General features: G+C 67.5%; 13 protein-coding genes, 1 pseudogene and 1 riboswitch. Of the genes and pseudogenes, 11 read left to right on the top strand and 3 right to left on the bottom strand.

Annotation, left to right across the window (positions count from 1 at the left end):
• Positions 1 to 29: 29 nt before the first annotated feature.
• Positions 30 to 1,646 (bottom strand): annotated as a pseudogene (ctaD, locus tag JOF29_RS39470) (aa3-type cytochrome oxidase subunit I); the annotation flags it as partial.
• 71 nt (positions 1,647 to 1,717) lie between these two features.
• Positions 1,718 to 2,605, bottom strand: a complete 888-nt coding sequence (ctaC, locus tag JOF29_RS39465; RefSeq protein ID WP_209699406.1) for an aa3-type cytochrome oxidase subunit II — start codon at positions 2,603 to 2,605, stop codon at positions 1,718 to 1,720.
• A 94-nt stretch (positions 2,606 to 2,699) separates the two neighbouring features.
• Between ctaC and JOF29_RS39460 the strand changes: the two genes are divergently transcribed.
• The 5 genes from JOF29_RS39460 (at position 2,700) to pulA (ending at position 10,929) form a co-directional block, all read left to right on the top strand.
• A complete protein-coding gene (locus tag JOF29_RS39460) occupies positions 2,700 to 3,815 on the top strand; it encodes a cysteine desulfurase family protein (protein ID WP_209699405.1) in 1,116 nt (371 codons plus the stop codon).
• On the top strand, positions 3,812 to 4,024 hold the full coding sequence (locus JOF29_RS39455) for a sulfurtransferase TusA family protein (protein WP_307863919.1): 213 nt from the start codon (positions 3,812 to 3,814) through the stop codon (positions 4,022 to 4,024). Before JOF29_RS39460 ends, JOF29_RS39455 begins: the two co-directional genes overlap by 4 nt.
• Positions 4,025 to 4,037: 13 nt before the next feature.
• A complete protein-coding gene (locus tag JOF29_RS39450; protein WP_209699404.1) occupies positions 4,038 to 4,352 on the top strand; it encodes a GNAT family N-acetyltransferase in 315 nt (104 codons plus the stop codon).
• Entirely contained in the window at positions 4,349 to 5,077 is a 729-nt protein-coding gene (locus tag JOF29_RS39445) for an SIR2 family NAD-dependent protein deacylase (protein WP_307863918.1), read from the top strand. The genes JOF29_RS39450 and JOF29_RS39445 overlap by 4 nt, the downstream gene beginning before the upstream one ends.
• A gap of 176 nt (positions 5,078 to 5,253) precedes the next feature.
• On the top strand, positions 5,254 to 10,929 hold the full coding sequence (pulA, locus tag JOF29_RS39440; RefSeq protein WP_307863917.1) for a pullulanase-type alpha-1,6-glucosidase: 5,676 nt from the start codon (positions 5,254 to 5,256) through the stop codon (positions 10,927 to 10,929).
• Positions 10,930 to 10,933: 4 nt separating this feature from the next.
• Here the strand turns inward: pulA and JOF29_RS39435 are convergent, their stop codons facing one another.
• Positions 10,934 to 11,302 (bottom strand): DoxX family protein, encoded by a 369-nt coding sequence (locus tag JOF29_RS39435; protein ID WP_209699402.1) that lies wholly within the window; start codon positions 11,300 to 11,302, stop codon positions 10,934 to 10,936.
• A gap of 130 nt (positions 11,303 to 11,432) precedes the next feature.
• Here JOF29_RS39435 and sigJ point away from each other — a divergent pair, with 130 nt between their 5' ends.
• The 6 genes from sigJ (at position 11,433) to JOF29_RS39405 (ending at position 18,169) form a co-directional block, all read left to right on the top strand.
• Complete coding sequence (gene sigJ, locus JOF29_RS39430) at positions 11,433 to 12,317, top strand: RNA polymerase sigma factor SigJ (RefSeq protein WP_209699401.1); 885 nt, start codon at positions 11,433 to 11,435, stop codon at positions 12,315 to 12,317.
• A 52-nt stretch (positions 12,318 to 12,369) separates the two neighbouring features.
• Entirely contained in the window at positions 12,370 to 13,797 is a 1,428-nt protein-coding gene (locus tag JOF29_RS39425; protein WP_307863916.1) for a serine hydrolase domain-containing protein, read from the top strand.
• Positions 13,798 to 13,843: 46 nt separating this feature from the next.
• The gene (locus tag JOF29_RS39420; protein WP_209699399.1) at positions 13,844 to 14,782 is read left to right on the top strand and encodes an NAD-dependent epimerase/dehydratase family protein; all 939 of its coding nucleotides are present in this window, start codon (positions 13,844 to 13,846) and stop codon (positions 14,780 to 14,782) included.
• A 116-nt stretch (positions 14,783 to 14,898) separates the two neighbouring features.
• Positions 14,899 to 15,022, top strand: a riboswitch (guanidine-I (ykkC/yxkD leader).
• A gap of 56 nt (positions 15,023 to 15,078) precedes the next feature.
• Positions 15,079 to 16,662: an amino acid permease gene (locus JOF29_RS39415; protein ID WP_209699398.1), complete on the top strand. Its 1,584-nt coding sequence runs from the start codon at positions 15,079 to 15,081 to the stop codon at positions 16,660 to 16,662.
• 227 nt (positions 16,663 to 16,889) lie between these two features.
• Positions 16,890 to 17,555: a DUF1989 domain-containing protein gene (locus JOF29_RS39410; RefSeq protein WP_245361113.1), complete on the top strand. Its 666-nt coding sequence runs from the start codon at positions 16,890 to 16,892 to the stop codon at positions 17,553 to 17,555.
• Positions 17,552 to 18,169: an urea amidolyase associated protein UAAP2 gene (locus JOF29_RS39405; protein WP_209699396.1), complete on the top strand. Its 618-nt coding sequence runs from the start codon at positions 17,552 to 17,554 to the stop codon at positions 18,167 to 18,169. The genes JOF29_RS39410 and JOF29_RS39405 overlap by 4 nt, the downstream gene beginning before the upstream one ends.
• Positions 18,170 to 18,171 lie beyond the last annotated feature (2 nt).

Here is an 18,171-nt window from a genome sequence, read left to right as displayed (position 1 = left end):
CCGCGATCGGCTTCCGATCGTCGGCGTCGAGCAGGTTGTCCGAACCGGCCCGCGCTCACCGGGCGGTCGGCCATGGCCAGCTCGGCGTGGTGCAGGTCGAAGGCGGGCGACTCCGAACGGATCCGCGGCAGCGACTCGAAGTTGTGCCGCGGCGGCGGGCAGCTGGTCGCCCATTCGAGCGAACGGCCCCAGCCCCACGGGTCGTCGACGCCGACCGGCTGCGTCTTGCGCGACTTGTAGATGTTGTAGAAGAACGGCAGCATCGACGCGCCGAGGATGAAGGCACCGACGCTGGACACCTCGTTCAGCGTGGTGAAGCCCTCGTTCGGGCTGTAGTCGGCGTACCGCCGCGGCATGCCCTCGACACCCAGCCAGTGCTGCACCAGGAACGTCGTGTGGAAGCCGATGAACAGCAGCCAGAAGTGCAGCTTGCCGAGCTTCTCGTCGAGCATCCGCCCGGTGAACTTCGGCCACCAGTAGTAGAACCCGGCGAACATCGCGAACACCACGGTGCCGAAGACGACGTAGTGGAAGTGCGCGACCACGAAGTACGAGTCGGAGAGCTGGTAGTCCAGCGCCGGCGAGGCCAGGATGACGCCGGTCAGACCGCCGAAGAGGAAGGTCGTCAGGAAGCCGACCGACCAGAGCATCGGCGTGTCGAACGACACCGACCCGCCCCAGATCGTGCCGATCCAGTTGAAGAACTTCACACCGGTCGGTACCGCGATCAGGAAGGTCATGAACGAGAAGAACGGCAGGTTCACCGCGCCGGTGACGAACATGTGGTGCGCCCACACCGCCACCGACAGCACCGCGATACCGAGCGTCGCGCTGACCAGGCCGATGTAGCCGAAGACCGGCTTACGGCTGAAGACCGGCAGGATCTCGGTGACGATGCCGAAGAACGGCAGCGCGATGATGTACACCTCGGGATGCCCGAAGAACCAGAACAGGTGTTGCCAGAGTATTGGCCCGCCGTTGGCTGCGTCGAAGACATGGGCCCCGAGTGTTCGGTCCGCCTCCAGCACCAGCAGCGCCGCGGCCAGGATCGGGAACGCGATCAGGACCAGGATCGATGTCACCAGGATGTTCCAGGTGAAGATCGGCATCCGGAACATCGTCATCCCCGGTGCCCGCATCGTGATGATCGTGGTGATGAAGTTCACCGCGCCGAGGATGGTGCCCAGACCGGCCATCCACAGACCCATGATCCACAGGTCGCCACCGACACCCGGCGAGCGGACCGCGTTGGACAGCGGGGCGTAGGCGAACCAGCCGAAGTCGGCCGCGCCGCCCGGGGTGAAGAAGCCGCTGATCGTGATCAGGCCGCCGAACAGGAACAGCCAGAAGCTGAACATGTTCAGTCGCGGGAACGCGACGTCCGGGGCGCCGATCTGCAGCGGCATGATCTCGTTCGCGAAGCCGACGAACAGCGGGGTCGCGAACAGCAGCAGCATGATCGTGCCGTGCATCGTGAAGAGCTGGTTGTAGACCTCTTCGTTCACGATCTGCAAGCCTGGCCTGGCCAGCTCGGCGCGCATCAGCAACGCCATCACGCCGCCGATCAGGAAGAACATGAACGACGTGACCAGGTACATGTGCCCGATCAGCTTGTGGTCGGTCGTCGTCAGGTACTTGACCAGCATCTGGCCCTTGGTGCGCCGCCTGGGCAGCGCGGTGGTGCTACCGATGGCGCCGGTGCGCTCGGCGAACTCGGTCACTTCTGGCCCTCCCCTGAACCGGGAATGGTGGTGGCGTCGGCGCCACCGGTGGCGGCTCCGGTCTGGCCCTTGGCGGCCAGGTCCTTCAGGTGCTGGTCGTACTCCGCGCGGGTGACGACCTTGACGCTGAAGACCATGCGGCTGTGGTAAAGCCCGCAGAGCTCCGCGCACTTGCCCTCAAAGGTGCCGATCTTGGTCGGGGTCAGCTGGAACTTGTTGGTCCGGCCCGGGATCACGTCGAGCTTGAAGTAGAACGACGGCACCCAGAAGGAGTGGATCACGTCCGGCGAGGTCAGGTCGAAGTGCACCGACTCGTTCACCGGCAGCCACAGCGTCGCGGGCTTGTCGAGCGTGCCGGTCTCCCAGACGCCCTGCTGCCCGTCGACGGTGTCCTTGTAGTTGAAGGTCCACTGCCACTGCTGGCCCACCACGTTCACGGTGTGCTGCGGATTGGCGTCCATCTTCGTCACCGTGTTGCCGTGCTCCACGGTGTAGAAGAAGAGCACACCGATGATCGCGAACGGCGCCAGTGTGTAGAGGACTTCGAGCGGCAGGTTGTACCGCACCTGCCGGGGAGCGTCTTCGTTGCGCTTGCGGTACCGCACGCTGACCCAGAGGATCAGGCCCCAGACCATCACGCCGACGATCAGAGCGGCGGTCCAGGCACCGATCCAGAGGCTGCGGATCGCCTCGGTCCGGTCCGATGCGCCCTCGGGCAGACCGAGTCGCTTCCACTGCTCAGTGGTCGCCGACGAACAACCGGTCAGCAGCGTGGTGCCGAGCACCAGTGCCGCACCGACCAGCAGGCGTCGCTTCGCCGGACGTGTGGCGCCGGCAGAACCTGCCGGTCGCTCCTCCACTCCGGGCGTGCCGTTCGAACCCACGGGGCGCCTTTCCCTTCCCAAGTGAGACTGACGACCAAACCCTACTGGACACCCATCCGGCTTCTGCGGATAGGTAGGGCTTAGCGTTTCCCGTGTGATCGAGCGTACGTATCTGGATGCCGCGTCGGCCGAGCCGATGCACCCCGCCGCGCGGGAAATGTTGCTGTCGGCAGTGGATTCCGGATGGGCCGATCCGGTGCGTCTGCACCACGAGGGACGGACCGCCAGGCTCCTGCTGGACAACGCCCGCGCCGTACTCGCGGACGCGATCGGCGTACGGCCGGACGAGCTGTACCTGACCACCTCCGGTACGGCGGCGATCCGGGACGGGCTCACCGCGGTACGTGCCGCCAGACGACGTACAGGTACGTCGGTCGTGCACAGCGCCGTCGAGCACTCCGCAGTACTGCACACGGCCGGTGAGGACGCTGTCGAGGTCGGGGTGGACCAGCTGGGGCGGGTGGACCTGGATGCGTTCACTGCGGCGGTACGGCGACCCGGCGTGGCCGTGGCGGCGCTGCAGTCGGCGAACCACGAGGTGGGGACACGTCAACCCGTCGAGGCGGCGGCCACCGCGTGTGGCGACGTACCGCTGTTTGTTGACGCGTCTGCCTCGATCGGGCACGACGCCGTACCGACCGGGTGGTCGATGCTGGCGGCAAGTGCCCACAAGTGGGGTGGCCCGGCCGGTGTCGGGTTGCTGGCGGTACGGAAGGGCACGCGGATCGCGCCGGCGTGGCCGATGGACGAGAGGGAGGACGGCCTCTCCCCCGGCTTCCCGAACGTGCCCAACGCGCTGGCTGCGGCCGCAGCGTTACAGGCCAGGCTGGCTGAGGCCACGGAGCTCAACGACCAGCACAGGGCCTGGGTGGACGAGGTACGGCGCCGTGTGGCGGCCGACATACCCGATGTGGAGGTAGTAGGCGACCCGGACGACCGGCTGCCGCACATACTCACGTTCTCGTGTCTCTACGTGGACGGTGAGGCCTTGGTGACCGCCCTGGATGCGGAGGGCTTCGCTGTCTCCAGTGGCTCTGCCTGTACGTCCAGCACGCTGCGGCCGTCACACGTGCTCGCGGCCATGGGCGTGCTGACCCACGGTAACGTCCGGCTCTCGCTGACGCGTGACACGAAGCATGACGACGTACTGCGGTTCTGTGCCGTGCTGCCGGGGATAGTGCAGCGCATCAGGGCGGCGGTGGGGATGTGAACGTGGACCTGGACTGCACCGGCCTGCTCTGCCCACTCCCTGTGATCAAGCTGGCCAAGACCCTGCCGACCGTCGCTGTCGGCGACACCGTCACCGTGCTGGCCGACGACCCGGCTGCGGCCACGGACATCCCGGCCTGGTGCCGGATGCGCTCCCAGGAGCTGGTGTCGGCTGCAGAAGAGGAGTACGTCGTACGGCGGGTCAGCTGACCCGCCGCGCGGCGTGACCGACCTCGCGTACAAGCCCACGCTGACCGGGGACCTGGTGGTGCTGCATCCGATGGACGAGAGCGACTACGACGCGCTGGCCGCGGCCCTGGACGACCCGGAGGTGGCTCGCTTCACCGGCAGTCACGGCGACATCGGTGAGGAGCGGGCCCGCGAGTGGATGCCGACCCGCAACGACCAGACCGACCGGCTGGACCTCCGGGTTCAAGAGAGGGCGTGCTGCGGGACGCGCTGCTCCGGGACGGCGAGGTGGGTCGACGAGATCGTGATGTCCGTCGTGGCCACCGAATGGATACCGTCGAGGGTGTGAGCGACACTCTCAGGGACGCGGACCGTATCGCCGTACTGACCGGAGCGGGCATTTCCACGGCCTCCGGCATCCCCGACTTCCGCGGGCCTGAGGGTGTGTGGACCAAGGACCCGGCCGCAGAGGCGATGTTCGACTTCGACGAGTACGTCGGGAGTCGTGAGGTCCGCGTGGCGACGTGGAAGCACCGTCTCGCCGTACCGGCCTGGACAGCCGAGCCGAACCCGGGTCACCTCGCCCTGGTCGAGCTGGAGCGACAGGGTCGTCTGACCGGACTGATCACTCAGAACGTCGACGGGCTGCACCAGAAGGCCGGATCGTCCCCGGAGCTTGTCCACGAGCTGCACGGGACGGTCTGGTACGTCGACTGTCTCCGGTGCAGCCGGCGCATCCCGATGGCCGACGTACTCCCCCGGCTCGAATCCGGTGACGAGGATCCGGCCTGTGAGGTCTGCGGTGGCATCCTGAAGTCCGCAACGGTCTCGTTCGGCCAGTCCCTCGACCGGGCCGTTCTGGACCGAGCCGTCGCCGCCACCGAGTCCGCCGACCTGTTCCTTGCCGTCGGCACCTCACTGCAGGTCTACCCGGCCGCCGGCCTCTGCGACCTGGCCCTGAACGCAGACAAGCCCCTGGTCATCCTCAACGCCCAGCCCACCCCTTACGACGAACACGCCACCACAGTCCTCCACACCCCCATCGAAACCACCCTGCCGTCACTCGTCGGCTGACCACTCGCCGGCCAGCAACCGGAGCGCGGCCTCGGAAGGGTCGGGGCTGGGTCCGGGAGACGCTCATCGCTGTGGAGATGGACCGTCGAGGGCAGTAACCACGGCGAGGTGGTGCGCACCTGAGTACTCGCCGTGCTCTTCCGCTGCGACCAACCGTTGGTTAGCGTCCCCCGCAGGTGGATCGGCGGGAGGGGACCGGGATGCGCGGGTTCAGGCGTTGGACGGCAGGTTTCACCGCGGCTGCGGTGGTCGTGCTGGGGCTGGGTACGGCGTCACCGGCGCCGGCACAGGAGGCAGTCGATCGGGTCATCACGTTGACCGGGTCGCTGCAGAGCGAGCTGGGGTGTACCGGCGACTGGGACCCCGGATGCGACGCGACCAGTCTCGGTAGCGGAGCGCCGTACACGAAGGTGTTCGACGTACCGGCGGGGTCGTACGAGTTCAAGGTCACGGTCAACAAGAGCTGGGCCGAGAACTACGGTGCCGGCGGCGTACTGAACGGGCAGAACATCCCGCTGCGGATCGAAGGCCCGGCCAAGCTGCAGTTCAGTTACAGCGACACCAGTCACGTCGTAACGGTCAAGCCGGTCGACCTGGCCGGCCAGACGGTGACGGCCGCCGACAAGGCGCTCGCGACGCCAAGCCTGCGCCAGGGCCTCACCAAGGAACGCTTCTACTTCCTGATGGCGGACCGGTTCGCGAACGGCGACAAGTCGAACGACGCCGGCGGTCTCACCGGCGACCGGCTGCAGACCGGGCTGGACCCGACGGACAAGGGCTTCTACCACGGCGGCGACCTGGCCGGTGTGATCCAGAAGCTCGACTACATCAAGTCCTTGGGTACGACGGCCATCTGGCTCACCCCGTCGTTCAAGAACCGCCCGGTGCAGGGCTCGGGTGCCGACGTGAGCGCCGGGTACCACGGGTACTGGATCACCGACTTCACCCGGATCGACCCGCACCTCGGCACCAACGCGGACATGAAACGGCTGATCGACCTCGCGCACCGCAAGGGCATGAAGGTCTTCTTCGACATCATCACCAACCACACCGCTGACGTCATCGACTACCAGTCCGGCAACCACGGGTACATCCCGAAGTCGGCGGCGCCGTACAAGGATGCTCAGGGCAACGTCTTCGACGACAAGCAGTACGCGGCCGGCGACACGTTCCCGGCGCTGGACCGGAACACGTCGTTCCCGAACGTGCCGATCTTCCACAGCAAGGCCGACGAGACCGTCAAGGTGCCGGCCTGGCTGAACGACCCGACGCTGTACCACAACCGCGGCGACTCCACGTTCGCCGGCGAGAGCGCGGAGTACGGCGACTTCTCCGGGCTGGACGACCTGTTCACCGAGCAGCCGAAGGTCCGGGACGGGATGATCGACGTCTACAAGACGTGGGCCGAGTTCGGCATCGACGGGTTCCGGATCGATACCGTGAAGCACGTCAACATCGAGTTCTGGCAGAAGTTCTCGCCGGCGATCCTGGCCGCGGCGCGGGGTGCGGGCGCGAAGAACTTCTTCATGTTCGGCGAGGTGTACGACGCGAACCCGCAGTTCATGTCGACCTACACGACCAAGGGCGACCTGCAGGCGACCCTGGACTTCGGGTTGCAGCAGAACGCGGTGGCGTACGCGAAGGGCGACCCGAGCACCAAGCTGCAGGATTTCTACGCCAACGACGACTACTACACCGACACGGACTCCAACGCGTACGAGCTGCCCACGTTCCTCGGCAACCACGACATGGGACGTGTCGGCATGTTCCTGAAGCAGGGTGGTGCGTCAGGGCAGGAGCTGCTCGCACGGGACGAGCTGGCGCACTCCTTGATGTACCTGACGCGTGGGCAGCCTGTCGTGTACTACGGCGACGAGCAGGGCTTCACAGGTGCCGGCGGTGACAAGGCCGCGCGGCAGGACATGTTTGCGACCAAGACCGCCGACTACGCGAACAACGAGGTCGTTGACGGCACGGGTACGACGACGATCGGCAGCAAGGACCGGTACGACGTCAACGCGCCCATGTACAAGCACATCGCCGCACTGGCGCAGCTGCGGGCGAAGTACCCGGCGTTGTCGGACGGGCGTCAGGTCAACCGGTACTCGTCCAACAGCAACGGGCTGTACGCGTTCAGCCGGCTGGGCAGCGACAACGTCGAGTACCTGGTGGTGGCCAACAACTCGAAGACGGCGGCGTCCGCGACGGTACCGACGTACGGTCCGAACACGTGGCTCAAGCCGGTTTATGGCGGCTTGCGGTCCGTCAAGACCGACCGTGAGGGCCGCGTTGCCATCAGCCAGAGTCCCCTGTCCGTGACGGTGTACCAGGCGCAGACCAAGGTCCCGCCGCGCGCCAAGGCACCCAGTGTCTACCTGAGCTCGCCGGAACTCGGTGCGACGGTCGGCGGGCGCGCGGAGATCGCAGCCGCGGTCCCGGAGAACACACCGGCCACTGTGACCTTCGGCTACCGCCCCGTGGGTACGACGGAGTGGAAGCGGCTCGGCAGCGACGACAACGCGCCGTACCGCGTGTTCCAGGACGTCAGTGGGCTGGCCAAGGGCACGCTGATCGAGTACCGCGCTGTACTACGGGACGCCTCGGGCAACTACTCGGTGTCCGGCTCGTACGGCGTAGTGGGCGATGCTCCTGCGCCAGGTGGTGGCGGCGGCTCAACCGGGCCGGTCGTACAGCCGAACAACGTGTCGGTGCCGGGTGATCACAACAGCGAGATGGGCTGCGCCGCGGACTGGTCACCGGACTGCGACCAGGCACAGCTGAAGCTGGACCCGAAGGACAACGTGTGGAAGGGCACCTACACCATTCCGGCCGGTGAGCACGCCTACAAGGCGGCCGTCAACAAGAGCTGGGACGAGAACTACGGAGCCGGTGGGGTCGCTAACGGCGCCAACATCTCATACACGGCGCCTAGCGGGCCTGTCACGTTCTACTACGAGCACGGCCGACATTACGTCACGTCCAGCGCTCAGGGCCCGATCATCACGGTGCCAGGCTCGTTCCAGACAGCACTGGGCTGCCCGACCGACTGGGATCCGTCCTGCATGCGACCCTGGTTGACCGACGAGGACGGTGACGGGACCTACACCTGGTCCACCAGCGAGTTGAAGGCGGGCAACTATGAGGCGAAGGTCGCACACAACCTGTCCTGGGACGAGAGCTACCCGGCTCAGAACGTGCCGGTCGTGGTACCGAGCGACGGACTGGTCACCACGTTCTCGTACGTGCTCGCGACCCATCAGCTCGCGGTGACCACGTCCAAGCCCGGTGCGCATCCGGACCTCAGCCAGGCGAAGGCGTACTGGCTCAACCGCGACACACTCGCCGTACCTGCTGTCGACCACCCGGAGCGGTACCGCTGGCGGCTGCACTGGTCGGACACCGGCTCGTTGAAGGTGGACACCGACGACATCGGTGGCTCGTCGGCAGCACTGCACTACGACCCGAAGGAGGTCAAGCCTGGCTACACCACGCTACGGCTCGACCATACCGATGTCGGCAAGATCCTCACCGGGCAGCTCGGTCTGGCGCAGTACGACGACACGGGTCGCTTGCTGGACGCCACTGGGGTGCAGATCCCTGGTGTGCTCGACGACGTCTACGGCAGTGCTGTGAAGCGCTCCTACGGCGTCACCTGGCAGGCCGGCAAGCCCACGTTCACTGTCTGGGCTCCTACCGCCCAGAACGTCCGTCTGCTGGTGGGCACCTCGGCTGTAGCCATGCACCGCAACTCAGATGGCTCCTGGGCCGTCACTGGGCCCCGCTCTTGGAAGGACACCTCGTACCGCTTCGAGGTCACGGTCTATGCGCCCAGTACCGGAAAGGTAGAGAAGAACGTCGTCACAGACCCGTACTCGGTTGCGTTGACGACAGACTCCGTCTACTCGGTTGCGGCGGACCTGGACGATCCAGCGGGCAAGCCAGCGCTCTGGGCCAAGACCCCGTCGCCAAAGCTCGCCCGTGGCGTCGACTCGACGATCTACGAGCTCCACGTGCGGGACTTCTCCATCAACGACAGCGCCGTTCCCGCAGCGCACCGCGGTACGTACCTGGCCTTCGCAGACGACGGCAACGGCACGAAGCACCTGCGGTCACTGGCAGCAGCCGGGCTCAACACAGTGCACCTGCTACCCACCTTCGACATCGCCTCGATTCCAGAGACCGGGCAGCAGACACCGGCCTGTGACCTCAAGTCTCTGCCACCCGACTCGGACCAGCAGCAGGCCTGCGTTACTGCTGTCGCTGGGAAGGACGGCTTCAACTGGGGCTACGACCCGTACCACTGGCTGGCCCCGGAGGGGTCGTACGCCACACAGAAGGACGGGCTGGCCAGGGTCTCCGAGTTCCGTACAATGGTCGGCGGCCTGCACAAGTCCGGCCTACGCGTCGTACTGGACCAGGTCTACAACCACACGCCCGCCGCAGGTCAGGCCCCGACGTCAGTGCTCGACCAGATCGTGCCCGGGTACTACCAGCGGCTGGACGCGACCGGCAAGGTCGAGAACTCCACCTGCTGCAGCAACATCGCCACAGAGCACGCGATGGCCGAGAAGATCATGGTCGACGGCACAGTGAGCTGGGCACGCAACTACCACGTGGACGGCTTCCGGTACGACCTGATGGGCCACCACACCAAGGCGAACATGCTGAAGATCCGCGCCGCGCTGGACAAGCTGACGCTCGCGAAGGACGGCGTCGACGGCAAGTCGATCTACCTGTACGGCGAGGGCTGGAATTTCGGCGAGGTCGCGAACGACGCGCTGTTCGTCCAGGCCCGGCAGGGCAACCTCGGCGGGACCGGGATCGGCACGTTCTCCGACCGGCTGCGGGACGCCGTACGGGGCGGCGGGCCGTTCGACGACGACCCGCGCGTACAGGGCTTCGGCTCCGGCGAGGCGAGCGACCCGAACGGCGCAGCGGTCAACGGTACGCCGGCCGAACGCGCGAAACGGCTCGCGCACGACACGGACCTGGTCCAGCTCGGGCTGGCCGGGAACCTGCGTTCGTTCACGTTCAAGTCGGTGTCGTCGGGGGCTGAGGTCCGCGGTGACCAGGTCGACTACAACGGCTCGCCGGCCGGGTACGCCGATCAGCCGGACGAGGTGGTGACGTACGTCGATGCCCATGACAACGAAACGTTGTGGGACACGCTGACGTACAAGCTGCCGGCCGACCTGCCGATGGCGGACCGGATCCGGATGAACACGTTGTCGCTGGCAACGACCGCGCTGGCGCAGACGCCGTCGTTCTGGCACGCCGGCGCCGACCTGTTGCGGAGCAAGTCGCTGGACCGCAACTCCTACGACTCCGGCGACTGGTTCAACACGCTGGACTGGACCGGCGCGGACAACGGTTTCGGGCACGGTCTGCCGCCGAAGGCCGACAACGAGGCGAAGTGGCCGTTCATGAAGCCGCTGCTCGCCGATCCGGCGCTGAAGCCGTCCGCGACCGACGTCGCCACCGCCTCCGCGGCGGCAGCGGACCTGCTGAAGCTTCGCTTCTCCACTCCGCTCCTCCGCCTCGGGTCCGCCGCGCTCATCAACCAGAAGCTGAGCTTCCCGCTCAGCGGTACGACGCCGGGAGTGATCACGATGCGCGTCGACGACACGGTCGGCGCGGACGTCGACCCGACGCTGAAGGGGGTCGTGGTCGTCTTCAACTCCACCAACGCCGCCGTCTCCCAACAGGTCCCGGGCCTGGCTGGGACCAACTTCAGCCTCTCCCCTGTACAGGCGAACGGGTCCGATCAGGTGGTCAAGCAGACCACGTGGTCGTCCAGCACCGGTACGGCGACTGTGCCGCCGCGGACGGTCGCCGTACTGGTTCAGCGCTGATCTCTCAGAGGGTCGCGAAGCGGGCCGCTGCCACGAAGGCCGCCAATGCCAGGAGGACGGTGTTGGCGGCCGTGGAGCGCGGCTCGCGAAGTGACGAGTGAGAGGTCGCGGCGCCGACCATCACGACGCACAGTCCGACGGCGGCGAGTGGGGTGAGGATGCGGGCGGTGCCGGTCAGCCACGGCGCGAACAAGCCGGCCACCGCCAGTAGTTCGCAGACGGCGACGGCACGGACGAGTGGCATCGGGAACGGTGCGATCCCGGTCTGGCCGGTGGCGATCAGGCGCGCGCGGGACATGGTGGCCTTCAGTACGCCGGAGATCGTGAAGACCACGCCCAGCACGCCGGTGAAGATCCAGACGATTGTGTTCATGCAGATTGCAGACGATCCGACAATCCAATCTGTGACAGCGTTGAACCGTGGTGAACCGTGGTGAACCGTGGTGAAGCTGTCACCGGGAGCTGTCACCGGGAGACCACCTCGATCGTCTGTGATGGGTGTGATGGAGGAACTCAGACCGCTGCTGCTGTCGATCGCGTACCGGATGCTCGGAACGTTCGGTGACGCGGAGGACGTCGTCCAGGAGGCGTACCTGCGCCTGCACAGCGAGCCCGAGGTGACCTCGCCCAAGTCGTTCCTGACCACGGTCACGACCCGGCTGGCGATCGATCAGCTGCGGTCGGCGCGGCGGCAGCGGGAGCAGTACTTCGGGCCGTGGCTGCCGGAGCCGGCCGTCGACGAGTACGTCGACCTCGCGGACCGGGCCGCGCTCTCGGACTCGCTCTCCACGGCGTTCCTCGTCGTACTCGAGCGCCTCTCCCCCGACCAGCGCGCGGTGTTCCTGCTCGGCGACGTCTTCGGCTACTCCTACGACGACCTGGCCGCCATCCTCGGCAAGACCCCGGCGAACTGCCGCCAGCTCGCCGTCCGCGCCCGTCGTCGGATTGCCGACAATCGACCGCGCTTCGACCCGTCCCCGCAAGAACGCGACGAACTGCTCCGCCGCTTCGTCGCGGCCGCCGAGGACGGCAACCTCGAGGCCCTCGTCGCCCTCCTCACTCCCGACGCCACCTTCACCGGGGACGGCGGCGGCAAGGGCGGCTTTCCCCGGCCCGTCCACGGCGCTCCCAACATCGCTCGCCTGGTGATCGGCTCCTTCGGCAAGTTCACCGCTCCGGACGATCGTCCCGGCGGCGGGCCTGCAGGACTCAGAGGGCCCGGCGCACTGATTGTCGAGGTTGTGCATGTAGGCGGCCAGCCGGCGCTCCGGATCCACGATCGGGCGGATCGTACGGTCGCGATCTGGTCCTTCACCATTGTCGACAGTCAAGTGTCGGCAATCCACGGAATCGTGAATCCGGACAAGCTCACCCACCTCCAACCGTGACGGCGCGCGAACAGCCGCCCGTCTGTCGGCGCGGCGAGATAGCGTGCTGAGGGTGAGCAGACTTCCGCGGAGTACGGCAGAGGCGCAGGGTTTGTCGGATGCGGCGCTGGACAGTTTTGTCGGAGCGCTGAATGACGGACAGCCGGAGATCCAGACCGTGATGCTGATGAGGCACGGTCACGTGGTGCTGGAGGAGGAGTGGGCGCCGTACCGGTTGACCGACCGGCACCTGTTGTTCTCGGTGTCGAAGAGTTTCACCTCGACAGCGGTCGGCCTCGCGATCGACGCAGGATTGTTGACAATCGACGATCCGGTCATCTCGTTCTTCACCGCGGACGAGCTGCCGGAGACGATCAGCGACAACCTCGCCGCGATGAAGGTCCGGCACCTGCTGACGATGACGACCGGCCACTCCCAGGACACCGTCGAGGCGCTCAGCCGGGACCGCCGGATGGTGAAGATGTTCCTCGGCCTCGAGGTGCAGCACGAGCCGGGCACGGTCTTCGTCTACAACAGCGGCGCGACGTACATGCTGTCCGCGATCGTGCAGCGGGTCACCGGTGAACGGCTGCTCGACTACCTGCGGCCACGGCTGTTCGAGCCGCTCGGTGCGACAGAGGCGACCTGGCAGGTGTCGAAGGAGGACATCACGGTCGGCGGGTGGGGTCTGAGCATCAACACCGAGTCATTGGCCTGCTTCGGGCAGTTGCTGTTGCAGCACGGCGAGTGGGACGGCAAGCAACTCGTCCCGGCTGAGTGGTACGAGGCGGCCACCTCGAAGCAGGTGCCCAATGACCAGGAGGCGAACCCGGACTGGCACCAGGGGTATGGCTTCCAGTTCTGGCGCGGCCGCCACAACACGTACCGCGGCGACGGCGCGTTCGGGCAGTTCTGCCTGGTGTTCCCGGAGTACGACGCTGTACTGATCGTGACCAGCGCGACGACCGACATGCAGGCGATCCTGAACACGGTGTGGGACTACCTCCTCCCAGCCCTGGAGGGCAAGGATGTCCCGCCGGTCGCCAGGCCCGAGAAGCTGGAGCTCCCGGCGCCGAGCGGTTCGGCGCCGGCCGCCGGAGACGGGCAGACGTACCGGATCACCGCCGACAACGCGGCGGGCCTCGCCGCGGTCCGGATCGACCCGGACGGTACGGCGACGTTCGGCATTCGCGACATGGGTGACGACGGCGGCACCCACGACCTGGTCTGCGCCGCGGGCGACTGGCAGGAGCGGTCCGCTCCGGGAACGATGCCGGGAGCAGCCGACGACGCGAGCCTCGAGACCGGCATCCGGGTCGTGACCAGCGCATATGCCGACGGCGACGCGCTCGTGGCAACGATCCGCTGGGTCGAGACACCGTTCGTCGCGGTCCTCACCTGCCGGGTCGCGGACGGTGCGATGACGGTCGACGCCAAGCTCAACGTGTCGTTCGGGCCGACCGAGTTCACAGTGGTTTCGGAGCCGATGTCACACAGCTGAGCCGGCGCGTGTCCTCCGGTCGTAATCACAGACGACGGAGGACGAAATGAAGGTCTTGGTAGCAGGAGCGACCGGCGGACTGGGCCGGTCACTGGTACCGCAGCTGGTCGCGGCCGGGCACGAGGTGACCGGGATGATCCGGTCCGGGTCCGGCGCGGCCGGCGTCCGGGCGTTCGGCGCGGACGTCGTACTCGCCGACGGTCTCGACGCGGACGCCGTACGTGCCGCCGTGCTGTCGGTCCGCCCCGAGGTCGTCATCCATCAGATGACGGCGCTCAAGGGCGGGATCGACTTCAAGCATTTCGACGACAGCTTCGCCACGACGAACAAGCTGCGTACGTCAGGTGTCGACAATCTGATTGTCGCCGCACAAGCTGCCGGCGTACGACGGTTCGTCGTCCAGTCGTACGCCGGCTGGAACCTGCAGCACGGCGGATCCGCCACCAAGACCGAGGCCGACCCGCTCGACCCGGCCCCGGCGCCCGCGCAACTTCAGACGATGGCCGGTATCAAGCACCTCGAGTCCGCGGTACTGAACGCCGACGGCATCGAGGGCGTCGCGCTCCGGTACGCGAACTTCTACGGCCCGACGGCCGACCTCGGCAAGGGCGGCTCGATGGTGGAGCTGATCCAGAAGCGCCGGCTCCCGATCATCGGCGACGGCACTGGGGTCTGGTCGTTCATCCATTACGACGACGCGGCCGCCGCCACGGTGAAGGCGGTCGAGAGCGACGTCACCGGCGTGTTCCAGATCGCGGACGACGACGCGGCGCAGGCGGCGGTCTGGCTGCCGGAGTTCGCCAGGATCCTGGGGGCGAAAGCACCGCGCCACATCCCGTCCTGGATCGGGCGGCTGGCGGTCGGCGACGTCGGTGTGGCCGCCTTCACCGAGATCCGCGGCGCCGCGAACGCCCTCGCCAAGTCCACGTTCGGCTGGCAACCCGGCTATGCCTCGTGGCGCGAAGGCTTCCGCAACGGGCTGTGATCTCAATCCCCGCGCTGTCGCGGCGGCAGGTGAGAGGAATCCTTAACTTCTGTGTCACACGCGGGGACGACCGCTGAAACCGGCGCGTCCTGAACTGAATGGGACCCGCCTGAACGGCGGGGCGCCCCTAGGGTTCCGCTGCCGGTCAAGGTGATGGCAGGTCTGGTCCGAGAGGGGAGACGGTGCCGTCGAGGTTGTCGTGGCGGCGCCGTTCCACGGCGGGACAAAAGCCCGGGAGGCCTTGAAAGGCCCCGGGCTGCTGTGCGCATTCCGGGCCGATCCAGCGGAGGCCGGAAATGCCAGCATCGAGTGCAGCAACCCCCGAAGCCCTGACCACCGATCAAGTGGGCGCGCGTGACCTCGGCCACTTCGGCTACGCCCAGCAGCTCTCACGCCGCGTCGGAAGCTACGCGTCGTTCGCGGCCGGCTTCTCGTTCGTGTCCATCCTCACCACCGTCTTCCAGCTGTTCGGCCTGGGCTTCGGCTTCGGCGGCACGGCGTTCTTCTGGACCTGGCCCGCTGTCCTGGCCGGCCAGCTGATGGTCGCCTTGTGCTTCGCCGAACTGGCCGCGCGCTACCCGTTGTCCGGCGCGATCTACCAGTGGGCCCGCCGTCTCGGTGGCGCGGTCGTCGGCTGGTTCGCGGGCTGGACGATGGCGATCGCGCAGATCATCACACTGGCCACGGCCGCGATCGCGCTGCAGGTCGTCCTGCCCGCGGTCTGGCCCGGCTTCCAGTTGGTCGGTACCGATCCCGCCCTCGCGTCGAAGGACGGCGCCGCGAACGCCGTACTCCTCGGCTGTCTGCTGCTCGCCGCGACCACTCTGCTCAACGCGACCAGCGTGCGGGTCACCGCGGTCGTCAACTCGGTCGGCGTCACGTGTGAGCTGATCGGCGTCGTCCTGATCGTCATATTGTTGACAAGCCGCGCCGAGCGCGGACCGTCCGTCGTCCTGCATACGACGAACCTGGACAGCTCGACCGGGTACGTCGTACCGCTGCTCGTCTCGGCGTTGATGGCGGCCTACGTGCTGGTCGGATTCGACAGCGCGGGCGAGTTGTCGGAGGAGACGCACAAGCCACGCGCGACGACACCGCGGACGATCATCCGCGCGGTCGTTGCCTCCGGCATCGGCGGTGCGTTCCTCATCGTCGCGGCGCTGATGGCCGCGCCGTCGCTGACCGACGGAGACCTGGCCGCCCAAGGTCTCCCCTACGTGCTGACAAGCAGACTCGGTACGACGGCCGGCAAGTTGCTGCTGCTCGACGTGGCCCTCGCGGTCTGCGTGTGCACGCTCGCGATCCAGACAGCCGCGGCCCGGATGATCTTCTCGATGGCACGCGACAACGTGCTGCCGGGATCCCGCCGACTGCGCAAGGTGTCCGAGCGCACCGGCACGCCGGTGGCCGCAACCGTCGTACCGGGTGTGCTGGCCGCTGTCTGCCTGGTCGTGAACGTGGGGAACGCGGGCCTGTTCCTGGGTCTCGCCAGCGTCTGCATCATGCTGCTGTACGTCGCGTACCTGATGGTCACCACGCCCTTGCTGGTGCGACGCCTGACCGGCGGCGGGTTACCCGCCGGCGTGGACGAGAACGGCCGGCCGCTGTTCTCGCTCGGGCGCTTCGGCCTGGTCGTCAACATCGTCGCGGTCGCCTACGGACTCGCGATGGCGATCAACCTCGGCTGGCCGCGCGCGGAGGTGTACGACCCGGCCGGCGACGGGTGGTACCTCCACTACCTCCCGCTGGTCACTCTCGCGGTCGTCGCGGCCGGCGGGCTCCTGGCGTACCGCGCCCAGCGCACCGCGTACCACGCCTCGATCGGCGCCCCCGTGCACGCCGCGACCCCGGCCGTCGAGGCGGAAGGCGCCAGCGCATGAGCCCCGCCGCCCCCGCGGGCGATCCGACTGGCGTTCCGGCTGGCGCCCCTACCGGCGGTCCCACTGGCGTTCCGGCTGGCGCCCCTACCGGCGGTCCCACTGGCGTTCCGGCTGGCGCCCCTACCGGCGGTCCCACTGGCGTTCCGGCTGGCGCCCCTACCGGCGGTCCCACTGGCGGCCGGGCTGGCGACACGGCTGGCGGTCGGGCTGGCGACACGGCTGGCGGCCTGACGCACGCTCACGAGGTCCCCGGTGATGCCGCGTGGTCGGCACCGGTCCGTGCGGGTCGCACCATCACGCTGACCGCACTCGCCGACGGCGCGAACGCGACGATGCTGATCATCGGCACCGACCGCCTCGACCGCCTGAACATCCCGGACACGCTGAAGTCCCAGATGTCGGCGCGGATCAAGCCCGGCATGGTTCTGATGTCGGACCGCGGCCTCGCGCTCGCGACCGTCATCGCCTCAAGCCTCGACTGGCACGACTGCCTCACCGGCGCTCGCCCCGACCGGCTTCTGCTGCTCGAACTCGTCAAGCACGGTCTCGGCGAAGCGGATCTGCACGGCTGCGTCAACTTCTTCAGCAAGGTCGCCGTCGCGGACGACCCGCGCGCGTCACTCGCGTTCGTCCCGGACCATGCCCACGCAGGTGACACTGTCACGCTCCGCGCCGACCAGGACCTCTTGATCTTCGTCTCGACCGCACCCCACGCGCTCTCGGACGGGACCGCCGCGAGTGTCGCCGTACAGCTCGAACCCCCTGCGCACCTCGAAACCCCTGCGCACCTCGAAACCCTCGTGCGCCTCGAAACCCCTGTGCACGTGGAGGATCCCGAACTGCGGGAGGAAGCAGTCCGCGCACTGCGCCTGACTCGGGAGCTGATCGCATGACTGTCACCGCGACGACCGTTGCCCTCGACTCTGTAGTGGAAGCGGGCGACGGCGCACTCGTGACCGTGCCGGCGGGCGGACGATTGCAGATTGTCGACCTGTACGGCAACCAGGCCGTGGACACGTTGTTCTACGACGCCCACGACATCGACAACCGCTACTCCGCCTTCGACACGATCCGCGAACAGCGGGCCGTGTTCCTGACCATCGGGTCGCGGCTGGTGTCGACCAGGCTCGACGAACTCGCCGTGATCACCGACGACACCTGCGGCCGGCACGACACCGTCGGCGGGGCGTGCTCGCAGGAGAGCAACGTCATCCGGTACGGCGAGTCCACCCGGCACCAGCACGCCTGCCGGCAGACCTTCCTGCGGTACGGCGCCAAGGCCGGCATCGGCCAGCGTCAGCTCACCCACAACATCAACTTCTTCATGAACGTGCCGGTGACGCCGAGTGGCGGCCTGACGTTCGAGGACGGCCTGTCCGCGCCCGGCAAGTACGTCGAGATCACCGCGAGCCGCGACCTGTTCGCGCTGATCAGCAATTGCCCGCAGGTCAACAATCCCTGCAACGGCTGGAATCCGACGCCGATCCAGCTGCTGGGCTGGTGGTGACG

The organism is Kribbella aluminosa, assembly GCF_017876295.1.
Taxonomy (GTDB): domain Bacteria; phylum Actinomycetota; class Actinomycetes; order Propionibacteriales; family Kribbellaceae; genus Kribbella; species Kribbella aluminosa.
This window is presented reverse-complemented; position numbering and strand designations above follow the sequence as displayed.